20 protein-coding genes and 1 other RNA gene are annotated in these 20035 nt (G+C 65.2%); 9 read left to right on the forward strand and 12 right to left on the reverse strand.

Annotated features, from left to right (window positions below):
* Positions 1-24: 24 nt before the first annotated feature.
* The 3 genes from ASE69_RS02570 to ASE69_RS02575 form a co-directional block, all read right to left on the reverse strand.
* Complete coding sequence (locus ASE69_RS02570; RefSeq protein WP_056482378.1) at positions 25-1998, reverse strand: hypothetical protein; 1974 nt, start codon at positions 1996-1998, stop codon at positions 25-27.
* 51 nt (positions 1999-2049) lie between these two features.
* Positions 2050-2434: RNase P RNA component class A (gene rnpB / locus ASE69_RS03595), an RNA gene on the reverse strand.
* A 238-nt stretch (positions 2435-2672) separates the two neighbouring features.
* A complete protein-coding gene (locus ASE69_RS02575) occupies positions 2673-3305 on the reverse strand; it encodes an N-acetylmuramoyl-L-alanine amidase (RefSeq protein WP_056059541.1) in 633 nt (210 codons plus the stop codon).
* 280 nt (positions 3306-3585) lie between these two features.
* Between ASE69_RS02575 and dcd the strand changes: the two genes are divergently transcribed.
* Positions 3586-4140 carry a dCTP deaminase gene (gene dcd, locus ASE69_RS02580; protein ID WP_055878967.1) on the forward strand — a complete coding sequence of 185 codons (555 nt, stop codon included), beginning with the start codon at positions 3586-3588 and terminating at the stop codon, positions 4138-4140.
* 535 nt (positions 4141-4675) lie between these two features.
* On the opposite strand, the gene ASE69_RS02585 is transcribed toward dcd, so the two are convergent.
* The 5 genes from ASE69_RS02585 to ASE69_RS02605 form a co-directional block, all read right to left on the reverse strand.
* On the reverse strand, positions 4676-5035 hold the full coding sequence (locus ASE69_RS02585) for a tetratricopeptide repeat protein (protein WP_056483046.1): 360 nt from the start codon (positions 5033-5035) through the stop codon (positions 4676-4678).
* 248 nt (positions 5036-5283) lie between these two features.
* The gene (locus ASE69_RS02590) at positions 5284-5712 is read right to left on the reverse strand and encodes an ExbD/TolR family protein (protein WP_056058196.1); all 429 of its coding nucleotides are present in this window, start codon (positions 5710-5712) and stop codon (positions 5284-5286) included.
* A 59-nt stretch (positions 5713-5771) separates the two neighbouring features.
* Positions 5772-6248, reverse strand: a complete 477-nt coding sequence (locus tag ASE69_RS02595) for an ExbD/TolR family protein (RefSeq protein ID WP_056058193.1) — start codon at positions 6246-6248, stop codon at positions 5772-5774.
* 91 nt (positions 6249-6339) lie between these two features.
* Complete coding sequence (locus ASE69_RS02600) at positions 6340-7134, reverse strand: MotA/TolQ/ExbB proton channel family protein (RefSeq protein ID WP_056058190.1); 795 nt, start codon at positions 7132-7134, stop codon at positions 6340-6342.
* Between the two features lie 53 nt (positions 7135-7187).
* Positions 7188-7868, reverse strand: a complete 681-nt coding sequence (locus tag ASE69_RS02605) for an energy transducer TonB (RefSeq protein ID WP_056058187.1) — start codon at positions 7866-7868, stop codon at positions 7188-7190.
* Positions 7869-8092: 224 nt separating this feature from the next.
* On the opposite strand from ASE69_RS02605, the gene ASE69_RS02610 reads away from it, so the two are divergent.
* Complete coding sequence (locus tag ASE69_RS02610) at positions 8093-8989, forward strand: hypothetical protein (RefSeq protein ID WP_056482384.1); 897 nt, start codon at positions 8093-8095, stop codon at positions 8987-8989.
* Between the two features lie 22 nt (positions 8990-9011).
* Here the strand turns inward: ASE69_RS02610 and ASE69_RS02615 are convergent, their stop codons facing one another.
* Together ASE69_RS02615 and ASE69_RS02620 are read right to left on the reverse strand one after the other, a co-directional pair.
* Positions 9012-9287, reverse strand: coding sequence for a Rossmann fold domain-containing protein (locus ASE69_RS02615; RefSeq protein WP_056482387.1), 276 nt, complete (start codon positions 9285-9287; stop codon positions 9012-9014).
* A gap of 4 nt (positions 9288-9291) precedes the next feature.
* Positions 9292-9663 (reverse strand): dihydroneopterin aldolase, encoded by a 372-nt coding sequence (locus ASE69_RS02620; RefSeq protein WP_056482390.1) that lies wholly within the window; start codon positions 9661-9663, stop codon positions 9292-9294.
* Positions 9664-9821: 158 nt separating this feature from the next.
* On the opposite strand from ASE69_RS02620, the gene ASE69_RS02625 reads away from it, so the two are divergent.
* From ASE69_RS02625 to ASE69_RS02640, 4 genes are read left to right on the forward strand one after another with little or no spacing between them, the layout of a single operon-like run.
* Complete coding sequence (locus tag ASE69_RS02625; protein WP_056483048.1) at positions 9822-10349, forward strand: GNAT family N-acetyltransferase; 528 nt, start codon at positions 9822-9824, stop codon at positions 10347-10349.
* A gap of 43 nt (positions 10350-10392) precedes the next feature.
* Positions 10393-10971 carry a DUF1285 domain-containing protein gene (locus ASE69_RS02630; protein ID WP_056482393.1) on the forward strand — a complete coding sequence of 193 codons (579 nt, stop codon included), beginning with the start codon at positions 10393-10395 and terminating at the stop codon, positions 10969-10971.
* Positions 10968-11564, forward strand: coding sequence for a CoA pyrophosphatase (locus ASE69_RS02635; RefSeq protein ID WP_056482395.1), 597 nt, complete (start codon positions 10968-10970; stop codon positions 11562-11564). The genes ASE69_RS02630 and ASE69_RS02635 overlap by 4 nt, the downstream gene beginning before the upstream one ends.
* On the forward strand, positions 11555-12733 hold the full coding sequence (locus tag ASE69_RS02640) for a CCA tRNA nucleotidyltransferase (protein WP_056482399.1): 1179 nt from the start codon (positions 11555-11557) through the stop codon (positions 12731-12733). The genes ASE69_RS02635 and ASE69_RS02640 overlap by 10 nt, the downstream gene beginning before the upstream one ends.
* A 27-nt stretch (positions 12734-12760) precedes the next feature.
* On the opposite strand, the gene ASE69_RS02645 is transcribed toward ASE69_RS02640, so the two are convergent.
* Both ASE69_RS02645 and parC read right to left on the reverse strand, forming a co-directional pair.
* Positions 12761-14434, reverse strand: coding sequence for a putative bifunctional diguanylate cyclase/phosphodiesterase (locus ASE69_RS02645; RefSeq protein WP_056482402.1), 1674 nt, complete (start codon positions 14432-14434; stop codon positions 12761-12763).
* A 65-nt stretch (positions 14435-14499) separates the two neighbouring features.
* The gene (gene parC, locus ASE69_RS02650; protein WP_056482405.1) at positions 14500-16749 is read right to left on the reverse strand and encodes a DNA topoisomerase IV subunit A; all 2250 of its coding nucleotides are present in this window, start codon (positions 16747-16749) and stop codon (positions 14500-14502) included.
* Positions 16750-16872: 123 nt separating this feature from the next.
* On the opposite strand from parC, the gene ASE69_RS02655 reads away from it, so the two are divergent.
* The 3 genes from ASE69_RS02655 to ASE69_RS02665 all read left to right on the forward strand — a co-directional run bounded on the left by ASE69_RS02655 (position 16873) and on the right by ASE69_RS02665 (position 19924).
* Entirely contained in the window at positions 16873-17793 is a 921-nt protein-coding gene (locus tag ASE69_RS02655) for an alpha/beta hydrolase family protein (RefSeq protein ID WP_082452775.1), read from the forward strand.
* On the forward strand, positions 17790-19004 hold the full coding sequence (gene kynU, locus ASE69_RS02660) for a kynureninase (RefSeq protein WP_056482408.1): 1215 nt from the start codon (positions 17790-17792) through the stop codon (positions 19002-19004). Before ASE69_RS02655 ends, kynU begins: the two co-directional genes overlap by 4 nt.
* Before the next feature lie 62 nt (positions 19005-19066).
* Positions 19067-19924 carry a hypothetical protein gene (locus ASE69_RS02665; protein WP_156362090.1) on the forward strand — a complete coding sequence of 286 codons (858 nt, stop codon included), beginning with the start codon at positions 19067-19069 and terminating at the stop codon, positions 19922-19924.
* Positions 19925-20035: the final 111 nt, after the last annotated feature.

Below are 20035 nucleotides of genomic sequence, written 5' to 3' on the forward strand. Positions count from 1 at the left end.
CAACCTGACGGTGCCGATCCGCCCCTACCCCGGTAGCTTGAACCGGACCTGTTGCGACAGGCCGCCGCAGCCGAGGCCGCCATCTGGGCGAAACGTCTTGCTGTACCGCGCGCCAGCCATCGTTTCGGTACCCGCCTTGGTAAAGACGAACGGCGGATAGCTCAGCACGGCGCGCTGATGTATTACCTTACCGTCGGCGCCGACATCGAACTGCGTCTTGGTCCACCCCTCGAAGCCCCACGCCATCGCTTCGTTGGGGAACGTCCCACCCGCGGACAGGAACCGTGGTGGCGCATCCAGGATCGCGCACTGGTTCGCCGCCAGTCCCGATCGATCGAACGTCGCACGCGCGGTGGCGGTGTCGCCCGCCTGCTGCTGGAGCGAGGCGAGACGGATCAGCGCGCCGACGCGCAACGGATCATTCGCGGCGAGCGCCTTGTCGTCCGCGACCTGCTGCAACAACACAGCGCGGCGCGTGCGCGAACTGGTCCGCTCCGCCATCAGCAACAGGATTGCCGACCGCGCCTTCGGATCGTTCGCGTAGACCGGCACCGACAGCAGCGGCGTGACCGCGCGCGCGTAGGTGCCATCCTTCCAGCTGTCCGTGCTGCCGCTCTCACGGACGCTGATGTCCAGCGACAGCCGTGCGGTCGGCGGCGCGCCCTGCGCCTCGGCGATCGCAAGCGCCCGCCGCGCGAGGACGTTGCTCTCCTCGCGTCCGACGACCGCATTGTTCACGAGTTGATAGAGCGGGGGCAGCGCGGCGATCGATGTGGGTCCGGACTTCGCCTCCGCCGCAGTCAGCGCGGCACGCTGGCGCACGACCGAAACTGCGTCTGCGCCGCGCTCCTCGCTCGGCAGCGAGAGACCCTTCGACTCGAGCCAAGTCGCCATGTCGGAATCGAGAAACTTGGTGATCGATGGGCGTTCGAACAACGTCGAACAGCGCATTTCGACCCGGACGTTGTAGCGGAAGAACGCGGGCAGCGCCTTGACCTGTTCGGGCGTCCACGACCAGTCGCGGACCGCACGCGCAAACTCCAGCGCGACCGCACCGCCGCCCGCTGCGTAGATCGGCGCGACGTTTCTCACCACGCCGTCGTCGCCGATCGTGAATTCGACCACCGCCATGTCCGCCGGCCGTAGATCGGCCTCACCGCCACACGGCGGCACGTCCATCTGCACGGCCGGATCGAACTCGCCCTTGGTCAACCGTCCCGCCCCGGTCATCGCCATATAGCGTCGCGCCTCGTCCTGTTTACCTGCCAGGAGCGACGCGATCGCTGCATCGGAACGGGCGGAGACATCGTTCACGTCGGTCTGCGAGGTCAGGCCACCGAGTTGCTTGACCGCATCGATCGCGTAAACGCGTGCCGGCTCAAAGGCGCCGCGATTGAGCAACAGAATGGCGTGGCGGCGCGCGACCAGCGCCTTCAGCTTGCCATCGGCCTTGAGCGGCTTCAGCAGCGCATCGGCACGAGCGAGCGCGGCATCCGCAGCGGCGGGGTCGGTGAACGTCTTCGTGTTGGCCAGCGCCAGGATCGAGGCGGCTTTCAGGGCAGGCGTATCCGCAGCAGTCTCGGCACTCGCATAGGAATCGCTTGCGCCGGCATAGTCGAGCGCGTCCTCCGCAATGATGCCAAGATTGTAATAGGCGCGCCAGCGGTCCTCTGCGAGCGTGGGATCGCTAGCCGGCAGCAGGGCAAGTCCGGCGCGTGCAGCGATTACCGCATCGTCGGAGCGGTCGAGCTTGAACAAAGCTGCGCTCTTGCGGGTAAGTGCGACGCCGCGGCTGCGTGACCCAGGTTTGGTACGGGCCTCGAGCTTTTCCCAGGCGGCAAGCGCCGCGGTTTTGTCACCTTTCGTATCGAGCGCGGCTGCGGCGTCGAAATCCTGTTGGACCGTGGTGGTCGCCGGGGCCTGAGCTACCACCTGAACCGACCCGGCGACGAGCGCCGCCATGCCCGCACCGAACAGACCAACATTGCCGAAACGCATCACTTTCCCCCCACGCGTAGTTCCGCCGCAGTCTGCAATGGTTCGGGGAAGGATGCCAGAGGGTCTGTAAGCCGGGTTCTGTCCATTTCCGATCCTTCGATACGGAAGTTAGGCGACCATTCCTCTAGGACGACGGTTGCCCGCCGCCTCAAGCAATCAACCCGGGTGACGAGCTGAAACGAAGCCCATGTGCCACCCCTATTCGATCTTGCTCCCGGTGGGGTTTGCCGTGCCGCCCCTGTTACCAGGCGCGCGGTGCGCTCTTACCGCACCCTTTCACTCTGACCGCCCCGACCGAAGCCGAGGGTTGGCCGTCTGCTCTCTGTGGCACTTTCCCTGAGGTCACCCTCGCCGGGCGTTACCCGGCACCGTCGTTTCGCGGAGCCCGGACTTTCCTCGCGTGTCCAAAAACACCCGCGGCCGCCCGACCCTCTGGCGAGGCGAGCCCTAGCGCGGGTGCGGGCGATGCACCACCGTTTTTAGCGAGGGCTCCCCGAAGCCAACGCTCTACCCTCCCTGGAAGGGAGGGGTCGGGGGTGGGTAGGTTGGTTTTGGTCGCAACCGTGCCGTGATGCGGAAACCGACCCACCCCTGCCCCTCCCTTTCAGGGAGGGGAGAAAGACGTCCCGACCCACCCTGCCTCTCTCTTCCACGGAAGAAGGACGTAGCGTTCGTCAGTCGTCACCCATTGGTTTCGGCAGCAGCAACGCCAGCAGGATGCATCTGCATTCGGCATCGACTTCGCCATCGACCAGTTCGGGACGGAAGCGCCGCTGGAACGCCATCGTCGCGGCCATGCGATTCTCGACGTCATAGCCGAAGCGTTCGAGCGCGAGGCAGAAGCCGCCTTCGGTCCAGCCCGGGTCCATCAAATTCTTGGTTGGTCGCGGCAATGCCAGCCGGCGCCGCGCCAGTTCGTGCCACGGAAACAGCTCGCCTGGATCGCGCTTGCGCACCGGGGCGATGTCCGAATGGCCGACGATGTTGCCGCGGGTGATCTCGTGGCGATCCTTGATCTCGGCGACCAGTTGCACAACCGATGCGATCTGCTCCGGCGGGAACGGGCGATAGCCGAACTCGTGGCCCGGATTGACGATCTCGATGCCGATGCTGGCCGAGTTGACGTCGTCGACGTCGCGCCAGTGCGACTTGCCCGCGTGCCAGGCGCGCTTGTCCTCCGCGACCATGCGCAGGACCGTGCCGTCCTCCTCCACCAGGTAATGCGACGACACCTTCGCCTCGGGATCGCGCAACCGGGCGATCGCCGACGCGCCGTCCTGCATCCCGGTATAATGCAGCACGATCATGGTGATGGGCAGCGAACGATCGTCGAAATTAGGTGACGGGGTCTCGATGAACTTCAAGCCAGCTTCCCTTCTAGCCGTCGGGCCAGCACCGGTGGCGCAGTCTCGATCGCGGCGATCGTGACGCTACATTGTGACGCCACCGCTCGACCGCATCAATAGCCTACGCGCATAAGCAGACGCTTCGTGAAGGAGTCGTGGTCGGGGCTACACGTGATTCGGCGGGTCCCTCTTGCCGTCCGCCCGCATCCGGGCGAAAGCCGCTCGCGAAAAGGGAGTTGCCATGTCCGTGATGTCCGACCGCTGGATCCGCGAGCGCGCGCTGGGCGATGCGATGATCGAACCGTTCCACGAAGCGCAGCGCCGCGACGGCTGCATCTCGTACGGGCTGTCGTCCTATGGCTACGACGCGCGCGTTGCCGACGAGTTCAAGATCTTCACCAACGTCGACAGCGCGATCGTCGACCCGAAGGACTTTGCCGCAAACAGCTTCGTCGATCGCAAGACCGACGTCTGCATCATCCCGCCGAACAGCTTTGCGCTGGCCCGCACCGTCGAATATTTCCGCGTGCCGCGCGACGTACTGGTGATCTGCTTGGGCAAGTCGACCTATGCGCGATGCGGGATCATCGTCAACGTGACGCCGTTGGAGCCGGAATGGGAGGGGCATGTGACGCTGGAATTCTCCAACACCACGCCGTTGCCGGCCAAGATATATGCGAACGAAGGCGCGTGCCAGTTCCTGTTCCTCAAGGGGAACGAGCCTTGCGAAGTGAGTTATGCGGACCGGGCGGGGAAATATATGGGGCAGCGGGGGGTGACGCTGCCGCGACTTTAGGGCTTGGGCTTGGGCTTGGGCTTGGGCTTGGGGGCTCGGGCGAGACCACCGCAGACGGTTGCTCAGCGTTAAACCTGATCTAATTGCTCAATATCGCCAAACTGCGCGATCCCGCCGCGATGCTCCCCGCAACTTGGCAACCACTTGTAGGCAGCGAGTAAACGGCATGCCCTTCTAGCCAACCTCCCCGGCGAAGGCCGGGGTCCAGGTGGTGAGGTCTCGGTGATGACGCTTACCGCTGAGTTGGCAGCGGTTCCCAACCGGGCACCGGCCTTCGCCGGGGTAGTGAGATGCTTGCCGCGGTTGACGGGGTTTTCGGCTGCTAACGACCGTAAGGTCGCAAGCGGACAGAGCACGACACATCGGATTCGCCTGATCGCAGTACCTTCCAACCGCCGTCATGGCGATCCAATCGAACGGTGAAGTACCTTCTCCTCAACTTGTTTCCCCGCGAAGGCGGGGACCCGGTCTGGGCTCCCACCTTGGCGGGAGAACAAGGTAGTACGCGACCTCCTCGGACGGCGCGCGTCAGTCGTCAGCGAGTCGCAATCTGCTGCGATTGCCGCGCCAATGCGCGGGTGGCCAGATCGTGCGAGGACGCCACTGCGCCCGATGGCAGGTCCATCGCGACCGCTGGGCGGTCGAGCACCGCCGCATACAGCGCGCGTGCCTCCGACTCGCGACCGGTACGGTGGTAGACCGATGCCAGGTTGAGCATCAGTTCGGGGCGCTGCGGGAAGATCTTCCGCTCGGCGACGATGCGCTGTTCCGCCGTCGACAGGTCGCCCGCCGCTATCGCGACGTAGCCAGTGCGATCAGTCGACGCGGACTGGTCCGCCAACGCCGGCGTTGCGGCACCCAGGGTTGCTAGAACGAACAGGACGGTCTTGCGCATCATCCATCTCCACTGACCTTCGCGTATCGGAAGGTTTCATTTTTGTGACAACGGTGTGTCACTTCGATGACTGTCATACAAGCACATTGATCAAGTTCGGTCCCGCGAGCGGATTATCTCTTCTCGATGCACCACGACGCGTTCCGCCGCTGCAGTTCGTCCGCGGTCCAGTGACGACCGCACGACAAAAAAAAAGGGCGGTCCCGGAGGACCGCCCTTTGGACGTTCGATACTGTACGCAGCCTGCCTTAGAAGGCGTTGCGATACTGCTCGTTGCCGATGAAGCCGAGCTTGGTGATCGCGGACCGCTTGATGACGGCCAGCGTGCGATCGACCACTTCATACTTCGATTCGGGATCGGGCTGGAAGTGGAGTTCAGGCTCGGGCGTCATGCCGGCGGACTGGTCCAGATACTGGCGCAGCGTGACCTCGTCGACCGGCGAACCGTTCCATGCGACCGTACCGGCGGGATCGATCGAGATCTTGTTCTTCTGCGGATCGACCGGATTCTGCGGCTGGTTCTTGCTGTTGACTGGAAGGTCGACCTTCACCGCATGCGTCTGAATGGGGATCGTGATGATGAACATGATGAGGAGAACGAGCAGGACGTCGATCAACGGCGTCATGTTCATTTCCATCATCGGCGCGCCATCTTCTTTGCCGCCGCTCATTGCCATCTTATACTACTCCTAAATACGTCCGAGCGATCATCAGCGTTCGGCATCAGCGTTCGCCATCAACGTTCAGTGGTGCCGCCGGGAGGCGGTTCGGAGATGAAGCCGACGCGGGCGAACCCAGCCTGCTGCATCGTGTAGATCGTTGCGCCAATGCAGCGATACGGTGCGTTCACGTCACCGCGGATGTGAGCCTCGGGCAATTCGAGACCAGCCGCGTTGACACCGCCCTGACGCGCGATCTCAGCCTTCAGCTTGTCGACGGCACGCTGCAGCAGCTCTTCGTGAGTCACCGGCGAAAGACCCCAGTACACCTGGCACTGTCCGCCAGCCGACGTTACCGACAGCGAGACGTTCTCAGGCTTGGTCATCGTCGGATCGAACCGAACATCCGGCAGCTTCAGCTGCACAGCCTGGACCGCGACAGTCGTCGTCACCAGGAAGATGATCAGGAGCACGAGCATGACGTCGACCAGCGGCGTCGTATTGATGTCCGATATCGAACTCTCGGTGGAATCGCCACCAACACTCATCGCCATGTGCGAACTATCCTATCCATATAATCGCCACCGGAACTGCCGGCGGCAATGAAGCGGGGCCGCTGCAAACAGCAGCCCCGCCTTTCGCGTCTTAGTTGGCGCGCGGTACGCCACCGGTCTGGCCGGCAGTCGTGGTCGTCGTAGCAGGCTTGGCCGAAACCGGCTTGGCAGCCGTTGCGATCGACGGACGCACTGCGCCGTTCGAAGCCAGGAAGCCGAGTACGTCGTTCGAAAAGGCCGACAGGTCCTCTGCGATCGACTTGTTGCGGCGCTGCAGCCAGTTGTACGACAGAACGGCAGGAACCGCGACGACCAGACCCAGAGCGGTCATGATCAGTGCTTCACCGACCGGCCCTGCGACCTTGTCGATCGATGCCTGACCCGAAGCGCCGATCTTCACGAGTGCGCGGTAGATGCCGATAACCGTACCGAACAGACCGATGAACGGCGAAACCGAACCGACCGTCGCGAGGAAGGCGAGACCGCCACCCAGCTTCGAGTTGATCGCGGCTTCCGAACGCGCCAGCGAACCGTGCAGCCAGTCATGTGCCTCGACCGGATCGGTCAGCTTCGAATGCTGGTCCTGAGCGGCCAGACCGTCGTCGACGATCTGCTTGTAGGCCGAGTTCTTCTCGAGCTTGGCCGAACCTTCGCGAAGGCTGTTCGACGACCAGAAGGCCTGACGGACGCGCTTGCCCTGGCCGATGATCTTCTGCTGCTCGAACAGCTTCGAGAACAGGATGTAGAACGACACGACCGACATCAGCACGAGAATGCCGAACACGGTCTGCGAAATCAGGCCGCCTTCGCGAAGTGCGGCTTGCAGGCCGTACGGGTTGGCGTCGGCTGCGGCGGGCGCTGCCGCTGCAAGAATGGTGGTGATCATGTTCGCTTAGTCCTCTGACTGAATTTTATCTGGTGCGGTTGACGTAGGATGGATCATTCCTGAGGCAGGACCCACCTGATGTTCAGCTGGTACGACGACCCTACGGCATTGCCGTTCTCGTCCTTGGCAGGCGTGAAACGCACCCTCGCCTTGGAGATCCGGCAGGTCGCATCATCCAGCGTCGTGTTGCCGCTGGACGACGTCACCGAACAGTCGGTCACGCGACCATCCGTACCGATCGTCAGCTTCGCGGAAACGCGACCCTGAGCACCCTCGCGCTGTGCCGACGGCGGATAATTGTCCGCGCCGAAATACTGCCCTGGGTTACCCTTGAGACCAGCAGCCTGCGAGACACGTGGCGTCGGCGGCGGTGCCGGCGGCGCTGGTGGTGCGGGCGGCGACGGCGGTGCCGTCGGCTGGAACCGAGGAATGATGCTCGACGTCGTCAGCGCGGGCGCTGGCTGCGGCGTTACCACGACTGGCGGCGGCGTCACGACCGTGGTCGGTGGCGGCGGCAGGTTTGGCTGGTCGGGTGGCGGCGGCGGGGGCTCGTCGGGCGGAGGCGGCGGCGGTGGCGGCTCCACGTCGAACGTCGTCATCTTTTCCTGGGCCTTTTTCACGTACTGGTACGCGAGGCCAGTGACGAAAGCATAGCCCAAGGCCGCATGAATCAGCGCGACGATCACGATCGCGACGATTTTGCCTCCGGACATCTTTTGGTCAGTATAGGCCATTCAGAAACGACACTCCCTTAATCTGCCTGCTCCGTACGCACGTGCCCGCAATGGGTACGCGGCACATGCGTCTGCCGTTGGCCGGAATAACCACGGGGCAGTGAGCAAGTCCTATCGCCACGTTCTGCGACACGCAAACGCTTTGTCGGACGCAACAAACGTACAACCATAGGATGGCAGAATTATTTCTGTATCGTTCAGCTTGCGTAGCGTAGCCTGAAGACATGAATCTTCTCTTTCACGTTACGGCTTCGGCCCTCTCCGTCATCATCGCGGCAACTCCTGTAAGCGCTCAGGAAACCCCGGCCGCACCCCGGGTTTTCGCCGATAACGCGGATGCGTCGCAGGGTGCGGTGCAGCGCGAACCGGCTGGCGGCATTGGATATTCCGACATCGCCGACCTGGTGCTTTCCGCCCCCGTGATCGCCGACGCGACCGTCCGATCGACGACGAAGATCAAGCCGGCCGAAGCACCGAATCTCGCGGCGGGTCATGTCAGACTATATGTCGAGGTCGACGTCACTGCGCTGGTCCGCGGCGCCGACGGGCTGCCGCCGCGAATCGGGTATCTGCTCGACGTGATGCCCGACGCAGCCGGTCGGGTGCCGAAATTCAAGAAGGCGCGCGTACTGATCTTTGCCCGACCGGTGTCCGGCGCGGTGAATCAGGTCCAGCTGGTCGCGCCCGACGCGCAGCTGGATTGGACGCCGACCGCAGATGCACGCGCCCGGAAGATCGCCCGCGATGCACTGGCGAGCGATGCGCCGCCGGTCATCACCGGTATCGGCAACGCGTTTCACGTGCCGGGCGCACTGCCCGGTGAGGGCGAGACCCAGATATTCCTGACGACTGCCGACCAGCGCCCGGTTTCGCTGTCGGTGCTACGTCGTCCCGGCGAACAGCCACGCTGGGCGGTTGCGCTGAGCGAGATCGTTGATGAATCGGCGGCGCCCCCCGCCCCGGAGACGCTGCTGTGGTACCGGCTGAGCTGCGCTTTGCCGCAGGCCTTGCCGGACCGCAGCACGGGATCGCTGGAGGCCGCCGATGCTGCGATCGCGCGGGAGGATTACGCATTCGTCGTGGCCGCGCTGGGGCCGTGCGGACGGACTCGGAAAAGCTGAACTACCCTCGGAAGCGCGCAGGCTAGCCGACAACCAGCAATTGTCCGGTGGTGGAGCGCGCCTGCTCGAGAAACGCGACCGCGGCCTCAACATCGGCGTGTCGAGCCGCCTCGGCCGGTGCCACCGCATTCACGCGGACCGCTGGCGCCAATTCGATCGCGAGGGGGCCGATCGCCGCCCTCGCCTGCGCCATCGTCAGCGGATCGAGGTTCGCGGGGATCAACACGATCCGCGATTCGCCGACTGCGCCACGGACGAGCGCCGCGATGTCCCCGCCCGGCTCCAGCCTCAGCAGCATGCGATCAGCGGCGATGTCGGACGAGGGTCACGCCGATCGCCTCGTCGGCTTCGGCGATCGCGAGCTTCACGATCTTGACCATCACGCGCAGGACGCGCGCATCCTGCAGGAACAACGTCTCGCAGATATGATCCGCAACGCCCTCGATCAGCGTGAAATGCACGCCGGCCGGCAGCGCGGTGGTCGCGGCGTTCTTCAGATCGAGATAATTCTTGGATGCCGACAACGGCGTATCCGGCGCGAAGTGTCTCGGGCAGACCATGTCCACGGTCAGAGAAATCCGCAGCGGCTGCGGCAGATGCGTCTCCTCCGAATAGATGCCGGTCAGGACCTGCACTTCGAGATCGTGGACTTCGAGTTGGAGACTGTCTTCCATCTGCGCGCCTCTAGCAGACGCACCGCGAGATGAAAGTCACACCGTTCGCGCGCCGGGTCGCCCGCGTCGATCCGGTTATCCTTGCGTTCAGCGTCGCCACGGCTAAAGCGCGCTGCCCTTCCCGCGTGTACGCGGCGCAGTCCGGGCCGGAGATGCCGTTGATCACTCTCGTTCCCCTGGCCAGCATCAACCCGACAGCGGTCGAGATGCTGCTCGATGCCGCTTTCGGCCCGGATCGGTTCACGCGAACCGCGTACACGATCCGCGGTGGCACGAAGCCGGTCGCCGCGCTCAGCTTCGCCGCGGTCGAGGATGGCGTGTTGGTTGGCTCGATCCAGTGCTGGCCGATTGCGCTGGTCGACGACAACAGACTGTTTCCGCTGACCATGGTCGGCCCGGTCGCCGTGGTACCCGACCATCAAGGAGATGGCATCGGTCGTCGCCTGATGACGCAGGCGCTCGACGCGGCCGCCGTCACGGGGCTCGACGATGCGCTCATGCTGATCGGCGACCCCGACTATTACGGCCGGTTCTTCGGCTTCACCGCCGAGCGCACCGCGCGCTGGGCCGCGCCCGGCCCGGTCGAGCGCCACCGCCTGCTCGCCCGTGGCGATGCCGTACCGGACAGCAGTGGCATGCTCGGTCCCCGCGTTGCCGAGACCATGCCGGTCGCCGCATCCGCATAAGCCACCGCTTTACCTCCGCCCCCTGCCCGCCTAGTCCGCCGCCATGCCCATGGATGCCATCCCCGATATCGCCTCGCTCAGTCTCGCCGAGATCGCCAAGCTCGTCGAAGAGGCCAAGCTCCCGCCGGTCGAGAAATGGAACCCGACTCACTGCGGCGACAGCGAGATGCGGATCGCGCGCGACGGCACCTGGTATCACCAGGGCTCGCCGATCGGCCGCCCGGCGATGGTCCGGCTGTTCTCGACGATCCTGCGCCGCGAACCCGACGGCAGCCATGTCCTCGTCACGCCGGTCGAGAAGCTCGATATCGAGGTCGAAGACGCGCCGTTCATCGCGGTGGAGATGAAGGCCGAGGGCAACGGTCGCGATGCGAAGCTCGCCTTCCGGCTCAATACCGGCGACCTCGTTACGGCGGGTCCGGAGCACCCGTTGCGCTTCGTCGAGGACACGACCGACGGAGATGGCGGTCCGCGCCCCTACCTCGCCGTCCGCGGCGGGATGGAGGCGCTGGTCGTCCGCTCGGTCTATTACGAACTCGCCGAGCGCGCGATCGCCGACGACGCGACGCCAGCGGGCCTGTGGAGCGACGGCGAGTTCTTTCCGCTGGAGCCCGCTGCATGAGCCTGACGGAACGGATGACCGCGGCGCTGGCGAAGGGCGCCGGGTCGCACATGATTTTGCTGACAGGCGACCAGCATGACGGCGATCTGACCGCCGCCGACACGCTGCTCCCCGCCGCGGTGCTGATCGCGGTGACCGATCGCGCCGATCCTGGGGTGATCCTGACGCAGCGCACCGACACGATGAGCCGCCACCCCGGCCAGATCGCGTTCCCTGGTGGTCGGATCGATCCCGGCGAGGACGTCGTGACCGCCGCGCTGCGCGAGGCCGAGGAGGAGATCGCCCTCCCTCGCGACAAGGTCCGGGTGATCGGCGAGGCCGACAGCTACCGCACGGTCACCGGGTTCCAGGTGACGCCGGTGATTGGGATCATCCCGCCCGACCTGGTCTTCACACCGAGCGAAGCCGAAGTCGCCAGCGTCTTCGAAGTGCCGCTCGCGTTCTTGCTCGACGAGGCGAACCATGTCGAGGCGACGCTCGAATGGCAGGGCCACGACCGGCATTATTACGAGATCATGTGGAACGAGCGCCGTATCTGGGGTGCGACTGCGGCGATGATCGTCAACCTTGCCCGCCGCCTGAGGTGGTCTTGATACTCCCGGCTGCGCCGTGGCGCGAACGGGACGGCCTCGAAGCACTAACGAAAGTTCTCGGCGCGGCGGAGGGCGAGTCGCGCTTCGTCGGTGGTGCGGTGCGCGACACGCTGCTCGGGATCGACGTCGCCGATGTCGACATTGCCACGCGCCTGCCGCCACAGGAGGTGATCGAGCGACTCCAGGATGCGCGGATCAAGGCGGTTCCGACCGGCCTCGCGCACGGCACGATTACTGCCGTCACCCCCGCAGGTCCGGTCGAGGTAACGACATTGCGTCGTGACGTCTCGACCGACGGCCGCCACGCGATCATCGCCTATACCGACGACTGGCGCGAGGACGCGGCGCGGCGCGATTTCACGATGAACGCGCTCTACGCCGATCCCGCGACGGGCGAGATCTTCGACTATTTCGGTGGTCTCGACGATCTCGCAGCCCGGCGCGTGCGCTTCATCGGCGACCCGTTGCAGCGGATCGCCGAGGATCACCTCCGCATCCTCCGCTTCTTCCGCTTCCACGCGCGGTTCGGCACCGCGATCGACCAAGCCGGTCTTGACGCCTGCACCGCGCGCGCGAACGACCTGATGGCGCTGTCCCGCGAACGCGTCGCGAGCGAAGTGCTGAACCTGCTGGTCGCGGCCAACGCCGTGCCCGTAGTCGCGCTGATGGTCAAGCGCGGCATTTTTCGCGCGGTACTGCCCGAGATAGATGCCAGGGGAGCAGCGCGTCTCGGCGTGCTGGCCGAGCGAGAGACGGACGCGGGCATCGCACCGGACCCGATCCGCCGCCTCGCCGTGGCGATCGCACCTGCCGCCGCCGAAGCCGTCGGAGCGAGGCTGAAGCTGTCGAACGTCGACCGCAAGCGCCTCATGGCTGCCACTGCGGGACCCGGTGAGGAAGGCCCGCTAGCCTTGGCCTATCGTGTCGGTGTGGCCGGTGCAGTCGACCGTCTGCTGATCGCTGGCGGAGACGTGTCCCAAATCAAGGACTGGACGCCGCCTGCGTTCCCGTTCTCCGGCGGGGCTCTGGTCGAGCGCGGACTTCGCAAGGGGCCGGACGTGGCTGCAATGCTGCGCCGAGTCGAGACGCAGTGGATCTCGGAAGGGTTTCCGGGCGCCGAGCGCGTGGCGGTCATCGCCGACAGACTGGTGGCGGAGGTTTCCGCCTAACCCGTTTTCAGCCGGCGTGGGCGCCAGTCAGTTGGTAGCAGTGATACAGTTGATCATCGCATACGCCGCGTCCGGCTCCAGCGGTCGTGCATAGAAATAACCCTGCCCGTACGTGCAGCCCAGCGCCGCGAGCGTCTGGGAGAGTTCATGCGTCTCGACCCCCTCGGCCGTCGTCCGCATCCCCAGTGCCTGCGCCAGACTGAGGATAGCGCGGACGATCGACACCTTGTCGCGGTCCGCCAGCATGCCCGTCACGAAGCTTCGGTCGATCTTGAGGATGTCGATCGGCAGCTTCTGGAGATAGGCGAGGTTCGAATACCCCGTCCCGAAATCGTCCATCGCCAGGTTCGTCCCAAGCGCCTTCAGCGCGTGCATCGTCCCCGCGATCCGGTCGGGATCCGAGACGATCGCGCTCTCGGTCAGTTCGAGTGTGAACCGATCTCCCGACAGCCCCGTCGAGTCCAGCGCCGCCTGCAGCACCGGGGCGATCGCATCGCGCTGCAACTGGATCGCCGACAGGTTGACGGCGAGCCTCACGCCGCACGGTCCGCCGTTCGCCGCGTCCCAGCGCGCCAGCGTCTGCGCCGCCTCCTCGATCGCCCATCGCCCCAGCGGCACGATCAATCCCGATTCCTCGGCGACCGCGATGAATTCGGTGGGCGAATGTTCGCGGCCATCCTTATCGGTCCAACGCGCCAGCGCTTCGAACGACACGATCCGGCCGGTCGCCAAGTCACAGATCGGCTGATACGCCAGCCGCAGGTCGCGGTGCTCGATTGCGCGACGTAGCGCGGTCTCCATACCGAATTGCGCGCGGGCGATCGCGAAATCCTGGACCTGATAGAACTCGGCGCGACCACTCACCTTAGCGCGTTTGACCGCGAACTGCGCGTGGCGGACCAGGTCGACATTGTCGCCGGACTCATCGGCACCAAAGGCGATCCCAACCGAGCACTCGACGTTGATCTCGTAATCGGTCAACCGGAACGGCGTTTGCAACGTTCGGTGGATCCGCTCGGCGAGCGCCTGCGCCTCCTCACGATCCTGATCGATCGATATCAGGATACCGAATTGATTTCCTCCGATCCGTGCAAGCGTATCCCGCGCGCGCAACGCGCCCTTGATCCGACGCGCCACCGTGATGAGCAATTCGTCTCCCGCCAGCGAGCCAAGGCACGAGTTCAGCCGGCCGAACCGATCGAGGTCGATCGCGAGCACGGCCCTGACCGTATGGTCTTCGAGCTCCTCGATCAGGTCCGCGAACCCTTCCCGGTTCAACAGTCCCGTCAGGCTGTCGGTCGTCATCTCGCGACGCAAGCTACGCTCGGTCTGGACCTGCGACGTCAGGTCGATGAAACTGATCGTACACCGTTCGCGGAATATGGGATCGGATCGTGCAATCGTGACGCGGTAATGGCGGCAGTCAATCTCGTCGCCCAGGACCCAATCAAAGTCGGACCTAATCTGCTCCGACCCGAGAAACGCCCGGATCCGGTCGCCGAGCTCCGCAATCATCGGCGAGCGTTCCGCAACGACGCCGAACCCAGCCAGACGATACGCGCGATTCATCGCGAACAGCTCGAGTTGCCCCGCGTTCAGGACGATATGAACCGCGGGGATCGGCACGAGTTCAAGCCCGCGTGCGACCATATCACTCGTCACGATCGGCTTTGCAGTCTGTTCGAGGGCGGTCGATGGCATGCTCCCCGGTACCGCGGGTTCGTTAAGAGGCTCTGAAGGACCCTGAATGGGGCCTTTCTCATCCATTATCCGAACCGATTATCGCGCGGAAAGCCCGTTGGCGGCATCCGCCCGGCGGCTCCGCGGGCAGCGCGCCATGGCCCAAGGTCCGATTCGGTCCGAGTGCGGCCGGTGCCGCCGCCCATCGTCCAGCTAAGCCCTTCGGCAAAGACGAACGTGATCGCGTCGGCGAGTCCGCCGTCGCGGTAGCGCTGCAACTGGAGCCCCTGCCCGCGCGTCATTTCGACCAGCTCGGCGAGCGGGAACACGAGCATCTTGCGATTGTCGCCGATCGCCGCGACGTAATCGTCGTTGGGGCCAATCGGCCGGACGATCTTCAATTGCGCACCCGGTCGCGGCGTCATTACTGTCTTGCCCTTGCGGGTTTCGGCGATCACTTCGGCGCTGCTCACCGAGAAGCCGCGGCCATCGGTTGCGACGACCAGCAGTTTCGGATGCTTGCTCGCGGGCAGCAGCGCGACGATCCCTACGCTGCCGTCAAGGTCGATCATCGCGCGCACCGGCTCGCCGAACCCGCGGCCGCCGGGCAGCTTGTCCGCCGCCAGCGTGTAGAACCGGCCGTTCTCCGCGGCTAGCAACAGCTTGTCGGTGGTCTGCGCGTGGAAAGCGTAGGCCGGGCCGTCGCCCTCCTTGAACTTCAACGCCTCCGGGCTCGCCAGATCATTGTGCCCCTTCATCGCGCGGATCCAGCCGCGCTGCGACAGGATCACGGTGATCGGCTCGCGCTCGATCATCGCCTCGAGCGGGATGTCACGGGTCGGCGCGTGCTCCTCGATCGTCGTGCGTCGTTTGCCGAGAGGGGTCTCAAGTCCGTATCGATCGCGGATCTTCGCCATGTCGCGCTTCATCCGCGCGCGCTGCTTCTTCGGATCGGCGAGCAACGCCGCCAGCGTCGCCTGCTCCTTGTCGAGCTTGTCGCGCTCGGTCTTGATCTCGAACTCTTCGAGCCGCCGCAGACTGCGCAACCGCATGTTGAGGATCGCCTCGGCCTGGCGATCGGTGAGCGCGAACTCGGCGATCATCACCTTCTTCGGCTCGTCCTCGGTGCGGATGATCTCGATCACGCGGTCGAGATTGAGGTACGCGATCAGATAGCCGTCGAGCAGCTCGACGCGGTCGGCGATCTTCGCCAGCCGGTGCTCGGTGCGCCTGCGCAACACGACGAACTGGTGATCGACCCACGCCGCCAGCGCCTCGCGCAACGACATCACGCGCGGCGTGCGGTCCTTGTCGAGCACGTTGAGGTTGAGGCTGATCCGCGTTTCGAGATCGGTCAGCCGGAACAGGCCGTCCATCAGGATCTGCGCATCGACCGTGCGGCTGCGCGGTTCGAGTACGATGCGGATCTCGGTGTCCGATTCGTCGCGCACGTCGGCGAGGATCGGCAGGCGCTTGGCGTTGATCAGATCGGCGATCTGCTCGATCAGCTTGCCCTTCTGCACCCCGTACGGGATCTCGGTGACGATCAGCTGCCAGCCACCGCCCTTCTCGCGCTCGGTTTCCCAGCGCGCACGGACGCGAAAGCCACCACGTCCGGTCGCATAGGATTCGCGGATCACCGCCGGCGGATCGACGACCAAGCCACCGGTGGGGAAATCGGGCCCCTTCACATGCTCCAGGATCGCCGCATCGTCCGCGTCGGGCGTATCGATCAGGACGATCGCCGCCTCGAGCAGTTCGGCCGCGTTGTGCGGGGGTATGCTCGTCGCCATGCCGACCGCGATCCCGCTCGCGCCATTGGCCAGCAGGTTCGGGAACAGCCCCGGGAACAGCTCGGGCTCGTGATCCTCGCCATTATAGGTCGGGCGATACGCGACCGCGTCCTCGTCGAGCCCGTCCATCAGATCGATCGCGACCTGAGTCAGCCGCGCTTCGGTGTAGCGGTAGGCGGCGGCGTTATCGCCGTCGATGTTGCCGAAATTGCCCTGCCCGTCGACCAGCGGATAGCGCATCGCGAACGACTGCGCCAAGCGGACCATCGCGTCGTAGACCGACTGATCGCCGTGTGGATGGTATTTGCCGATCACGTCGCCGACGACGCGCGCGCACTTCTTGTACCCCTGCGCCGGATCAAGCTTGAGCAGCCGCATCGCCCACAGCAGGCGCCGATGCACCGGCTTCATCCCGTCGCGAACGTCGGGCAGCGACCGCGCGGTGATCGTCGACAAGGCATAGACGAGATACCGCTCGGACAGCGCACTGTCGAAGGGGGCGTCGACGATGGAGTCGAACGGATCTTTAAAATCGGTGGCCATTGCGCGCAGCGATAGCAGCCGGGAACGAAACGATCAAAGCATGAACGTACGAAGCGGTCTGCACGTTCGATCACGATGATATGCCTGCATGACGCGGTCGATCGAGCTCGCTACACCAACCCCATGATCCGCCTTGCCTTTCTCGCGCTTGCCGCGATGTCCACGTCCGTCGTGGCGCAAACGCCTGCTTCGCCGCCGCCCAAGTTGTTGACCTGGCCCGACCTGACGAAGCGGCCGAAGCCGACGCCCGATGTGACCGTCGACTATGGCACCGACCCGATGCAGAAGGTCGACGTCTGGCTCCCCAAGGGCAAGACCAAGGGGCCGTTCCCGGTGGTCGTGATGGTCCATGGCGGCTGCTGGACGACGAGCATCGCCGATCGCAGCCTGATGAACTGGATCGCCGACGACCTCCGGAACACTGGCGTCGCGGTCTGGAATATCGACTATCGCGGCGTCGACCGGAGCGGCGGCGGCTATCCCGGTACATTTGCGGATGCTGCGAAGGCTACCGACCAACTCAAGGTCAGCGCCAAGACGTTCAACCTAGATACGCGCCACGTTCTAGCGATTGGCCACTCAGCCGGCGGCCACCTTGCGCTCTGGCTCGCCGCCCGCGCGAAGCTTCCCACGACGAGCCCCCTCTACACCGCGCACCCACTCCGCATCCGCCATGTCATCAGCCTCGGCGGCCTGCCCGATCTCAAAGCCACCGCGACTAACGCCGACAATGGCTGCGGCACCGAAGTCGTCGCGAAACTCGTCGGCACGCCCACGCCACAGCATCCGGACGTCTACGCCGACACCTCGGTCCCGCGCCTCCTGCCGCTCGGTGTAGCGCAGGATCTCGTCAACGGTCGCGAGGACCGGATCATCCCCTTCGTCATGGCGACCGACTATATCGCCAAGGCAAATGCTGTCAGCGATACCGCCACGCTCCACACCATCGCGGCGACCGGTCATGTCGAACTGATCGCGCCGGAAACGCCTGCCTGGGCCGAGGCCAAACGCCTGATCCTGTCCTATTTCGGAAAGACCCAGTGACTCTCGAAGACGCCCGCGCGCTCGACGCGACCGATCCGCTCGCCGCGTACCGCGACCAGTTCGCGCTCCCCGAGGGCGTTATCTACCTCGACGGCAACTCGCTCGGCGCGCTGACTAAGGCCACGCCCGCCGCTCTCGCCGACGTCGCGACGCGCCAATGGGGCGACCGCCTCATTAGAAGCTGGAACGAAGGTTGGATCGAGGCCCCCCAGCGGATCGGCGCTAAGATCGCCCCGCTGATTGGCGCCGCACCGGACGAGGTGATCATCGGCGACACGACTTCGACGCATCTTTTCAAGGCCTTGGTCGCCGGCCTTCGCAGCAACCCCGACCGTCACACCGTTATCAGCGAAGCCGGCAATTTCCCTACCGATCTCCATATCGCGGAAGGCGCCGTCGCCTGCGTCCCCGGCGCACGGCTCAAGGTGGTCGCGCGCGAAGAACTCGCCGCCGCACTCGACGACGACACCGCGGTGCTCCTCCTCACCCACGTTCACTACAAGACCAGCGACCGCTTCGACATGGCCGCCTGGACTGCCCGCGCGCACGACGCCGGCGCGTTGATGCTCTGGGACCTGAGCCACAGCGTCGGCGCGGTCCCGATCGACCTCAACGGCGCGAACGCCGATCTCGCGGTCGGCTGCACCTATAAATACCTCAACGGCGGCCCCGGCGCGCCCGCGTTCCTCTACGTCGCCAAGCGCTGGCAGGATACGCTCGCCAGCCCGCTCTCCGGCTGGATGGGCCACGCCGCGCCGTTTGCGTTCGAGGATGCCTACCGCCCCGCCCCCGGCATGAAGCGCTGGCTCGCCGGCACGCCTGCGATGCTCTCGACCGCTGCGCTGGAAGCCGCGCTCGATCTCTGGGCTGGCATCGACCAGCACGCCGTCGCCACCAAGAGCGCGCAACTGTTCGACATCCTCGCCGCCGCCGGCGACGCACTGGGTCTCGACTGCGTCAGCCCCCGCGATCCCGCCAAACGCGGCAGCCACATCAGCTTCCGCCACCCGCATGCCTATGAACTCACGCAAGCGCTCATAGCCCGCGGCGTCATCGGCGACTTCCGCGACCCCGCCATCCTCCGCTTGGGCCTGACACCCTTGTACCTCAGCCATAAAGACGTCTGGCGCGCAGGTGAGATATTGCGGGACACGGTGGAGACCGAAAGCTGGCGCGACCCGGCATATTCGCAACGGTTGGTCGTGACCTGAGCACGCTTGACGGCATATCCCATTCAATCGATAGTGATTAGATCGATCACGGGAGACTGTCCATGAAGTGGGTTGTTAGTAGCGCCATCGCGTTGTCCCTCGCCGGATGCAGCAAGACTCCCGAAAGTAGCGCCGGGGAGCCCGACATCGCCGGCAACTCTGTTGCCGGGGTGGCATTCGACTATAGCTATGACCTGACGCTTCCCTCGTCCCGGATCTCGGATCTTCAGGAGGAACATGCACGTGCCTGCGAACGGCTTGGCGCAACGCGCTGCCGTATAACGGGATTGCGCTACACGGTCGGCCGGCAGGGCGACGTGAGCGCGAACCTGTCGGTCAAGATCGCCGCCCCCCTTGCGCGTGCCTTTGGCCGGGCCGGGGTGAAGCAAGCGGAGAGCGTGGGCGCAACGCTGACGGGGGCCGATATCAGCGGAACCGATGTCGCCACCGCCGCCGCGGCGACCGCCACCGAACGGACCGACGTCGCAGCCGAACGCGCTCGGATCGACCGCGAACTGGCACGCGTCGATCTGTCCCCGCGCGAACGTGCCGAACTCCGCCAGCAACAGGCGGTTGCGCAGGGCCAAGCCACGGCAGCGGCCGCGACGGCATCCGAACAGCGCGAAAGTCTCGCCAATACGCCGATGTCGTTCGACTATACGACCGGCCGCGGGACCGGCCTGGTCGACCGTCTGCAAGATGCTGGCGACACTGCGCTCGGCTCGATCGGATTGACGGTCACGGCGCTGCTATGGGTATTGGCGGCACTCGGCCCGCCGCTGCTGGTGATCTTGCTGGTCTTTCTGGTCTGGCGACGCTGGATCCAGCGTTGGTGGACCGAATTGATGGTCCGCATCGATCGTCGAACCGGCCGACCGCTCGCGACTGCCCACGACGCGTCGTCCCCGCCCCTGCGATGACGTCGGGCAGTATTCCGGGGGCAGTCATGCGCCGCGATTGCACCCCCCGCACCCTTCGCCTATAGGCGCGGCCTATTCCGGCCTCGGCTTCGCGGTACATAGCGCGTAGGC

Source organism: Sphingomonas sp. Leaf208 (genome assembly GCF_001421415.1).
Lineage (GTDB): Bacteria > Pseudomonadota > Alphaproteobacteria > Sphingomonadales > Sphingomonadaceae > Sphingomonas.

Excerpts from the sequence above, each read along its gene's own strand:
- ASE69_RS02570 (WP_056482378.1), bottom strand. The coding sequence starts at position 1,998 with ATGCGTTTCGGCAATGTTGGTCTGTTCGGTGCGGGCATGGCGGCGCTC.
- ASE69_RS02575 (WP_056059541.1), bottom strand. The coding sequence starts at position 3,305 with ATGATCGTGCTGCATTATACCGGGATGCAGGACGGCGCGTCGGCGATC.
- dcd (WP_055878967.1), top strand. The coding sequence starts at position 3,586 with ATGTCCGTGATGTCCGACCGCTGGATCCGCGAGCGCGCGCTGGGCGAT.
- ASE69_RS02585 (WP_056483046.1), bottom strand. The coding sequence starts at position 5,035 with ATGCGCAAGACCGTCCTGTTCGTTCTAGCAACCCTGGGTGCCGCAACG.
- ASE69_RS02590 (WP_056058196.1), bottom strand. The coding sequence starts at position 5,712 with ATGGCAATGAGCGGCGGCAAAGAAGATGGCGCGCCGATGATGGAAATG.
- ASE69_RS02595 (WP_056058193.1), bottom strand. The coding sequence starts at position 6,248 with ATGGCGATGAGTGTTGGTGGCGATTCCACCGAGAGTTCGATATCGGAC.
- ASE69_RS02600 (WP_056058190.1), bottom strand. The coding sequence starts at position 7,134 with ATGATCACCACCATTCTTGCAGCGGCAGCGCCCGCCGCAGCCGACGCC.
- ASE69_RS02605 (WP_056058187.1), bottom strand. The coding sequence starts at position 7,868 with ATGGCCTATACTGACCAAAAGATGTCCGGAGGCAAAATCGTCGCGATC.
- ASE69_RS02610 (WP_056482384.1), top strand. The coding sequence starts at position 8,093 with ATGAATCTTCTCTTTCACGTTACGGCTTCGGCCCTCTCCGTCATCATC.
- ASE69_RS02615 (WP_056482387.1), bottom strand. The coding sequence starts at position 9,287 with ATGCTGCTGAGGCTGGAGCCGGGCGGGGACATCGCGGCGCTCGTCCGT.
- ASE69_RS02620 (WP_056482390.1), bottom strand. The coding sequence starts at position 9,663 with ATGGAAGACAGTCTCCAACTCGAAGTCCACGATCTCGAAGTGCAGGTC.
- ASE69_RS02630 (WP_056482393.1), top strand. The coding sequence starts at position 10,393 with ATGCCCATGGATGCCATCCCCGATATCGCCTCGCTCAGTCTCGCCGAG.
- ASE69_RS02635 (WP_056482395.1), top strand. The coding sequence starts at position 10,968 with ATGAGCCTGACGGAACGGATGACCGCGGCGCTGGCGAAGGGCGCCGGG.
- ASE69_RS02645 (WP_056482402.1), bottom strand. The coding sequence starts at position 14,434 with ATGCCATCGACCGCCCTCGAACAGACTGCAAAGCCGATCGTGACGAGT.
- parC (WP_056482405.1), bottom strand. The coding sequence starts at position 16,749 with ATGGCCACCGATTTTAAAGATCCGTTCGACTCCATCGTCGACGCCCCC.
- ASE69_RS02655 (WP_082452775.1), top strand. The coding sequence starts at position 16,873 with ATGATCCGCCTTGCCTTTCTCGCGCTTGCCGCGATGTCCACGTCCGTC.
- ASE69_RS02665 (WP_156362090.1), top strand. The coding sequence starts at position 19,067 with ATGAAGTGGGTTGTTAGTAGCGCCATCGCGTTGTCCCTCGCCGGATGC.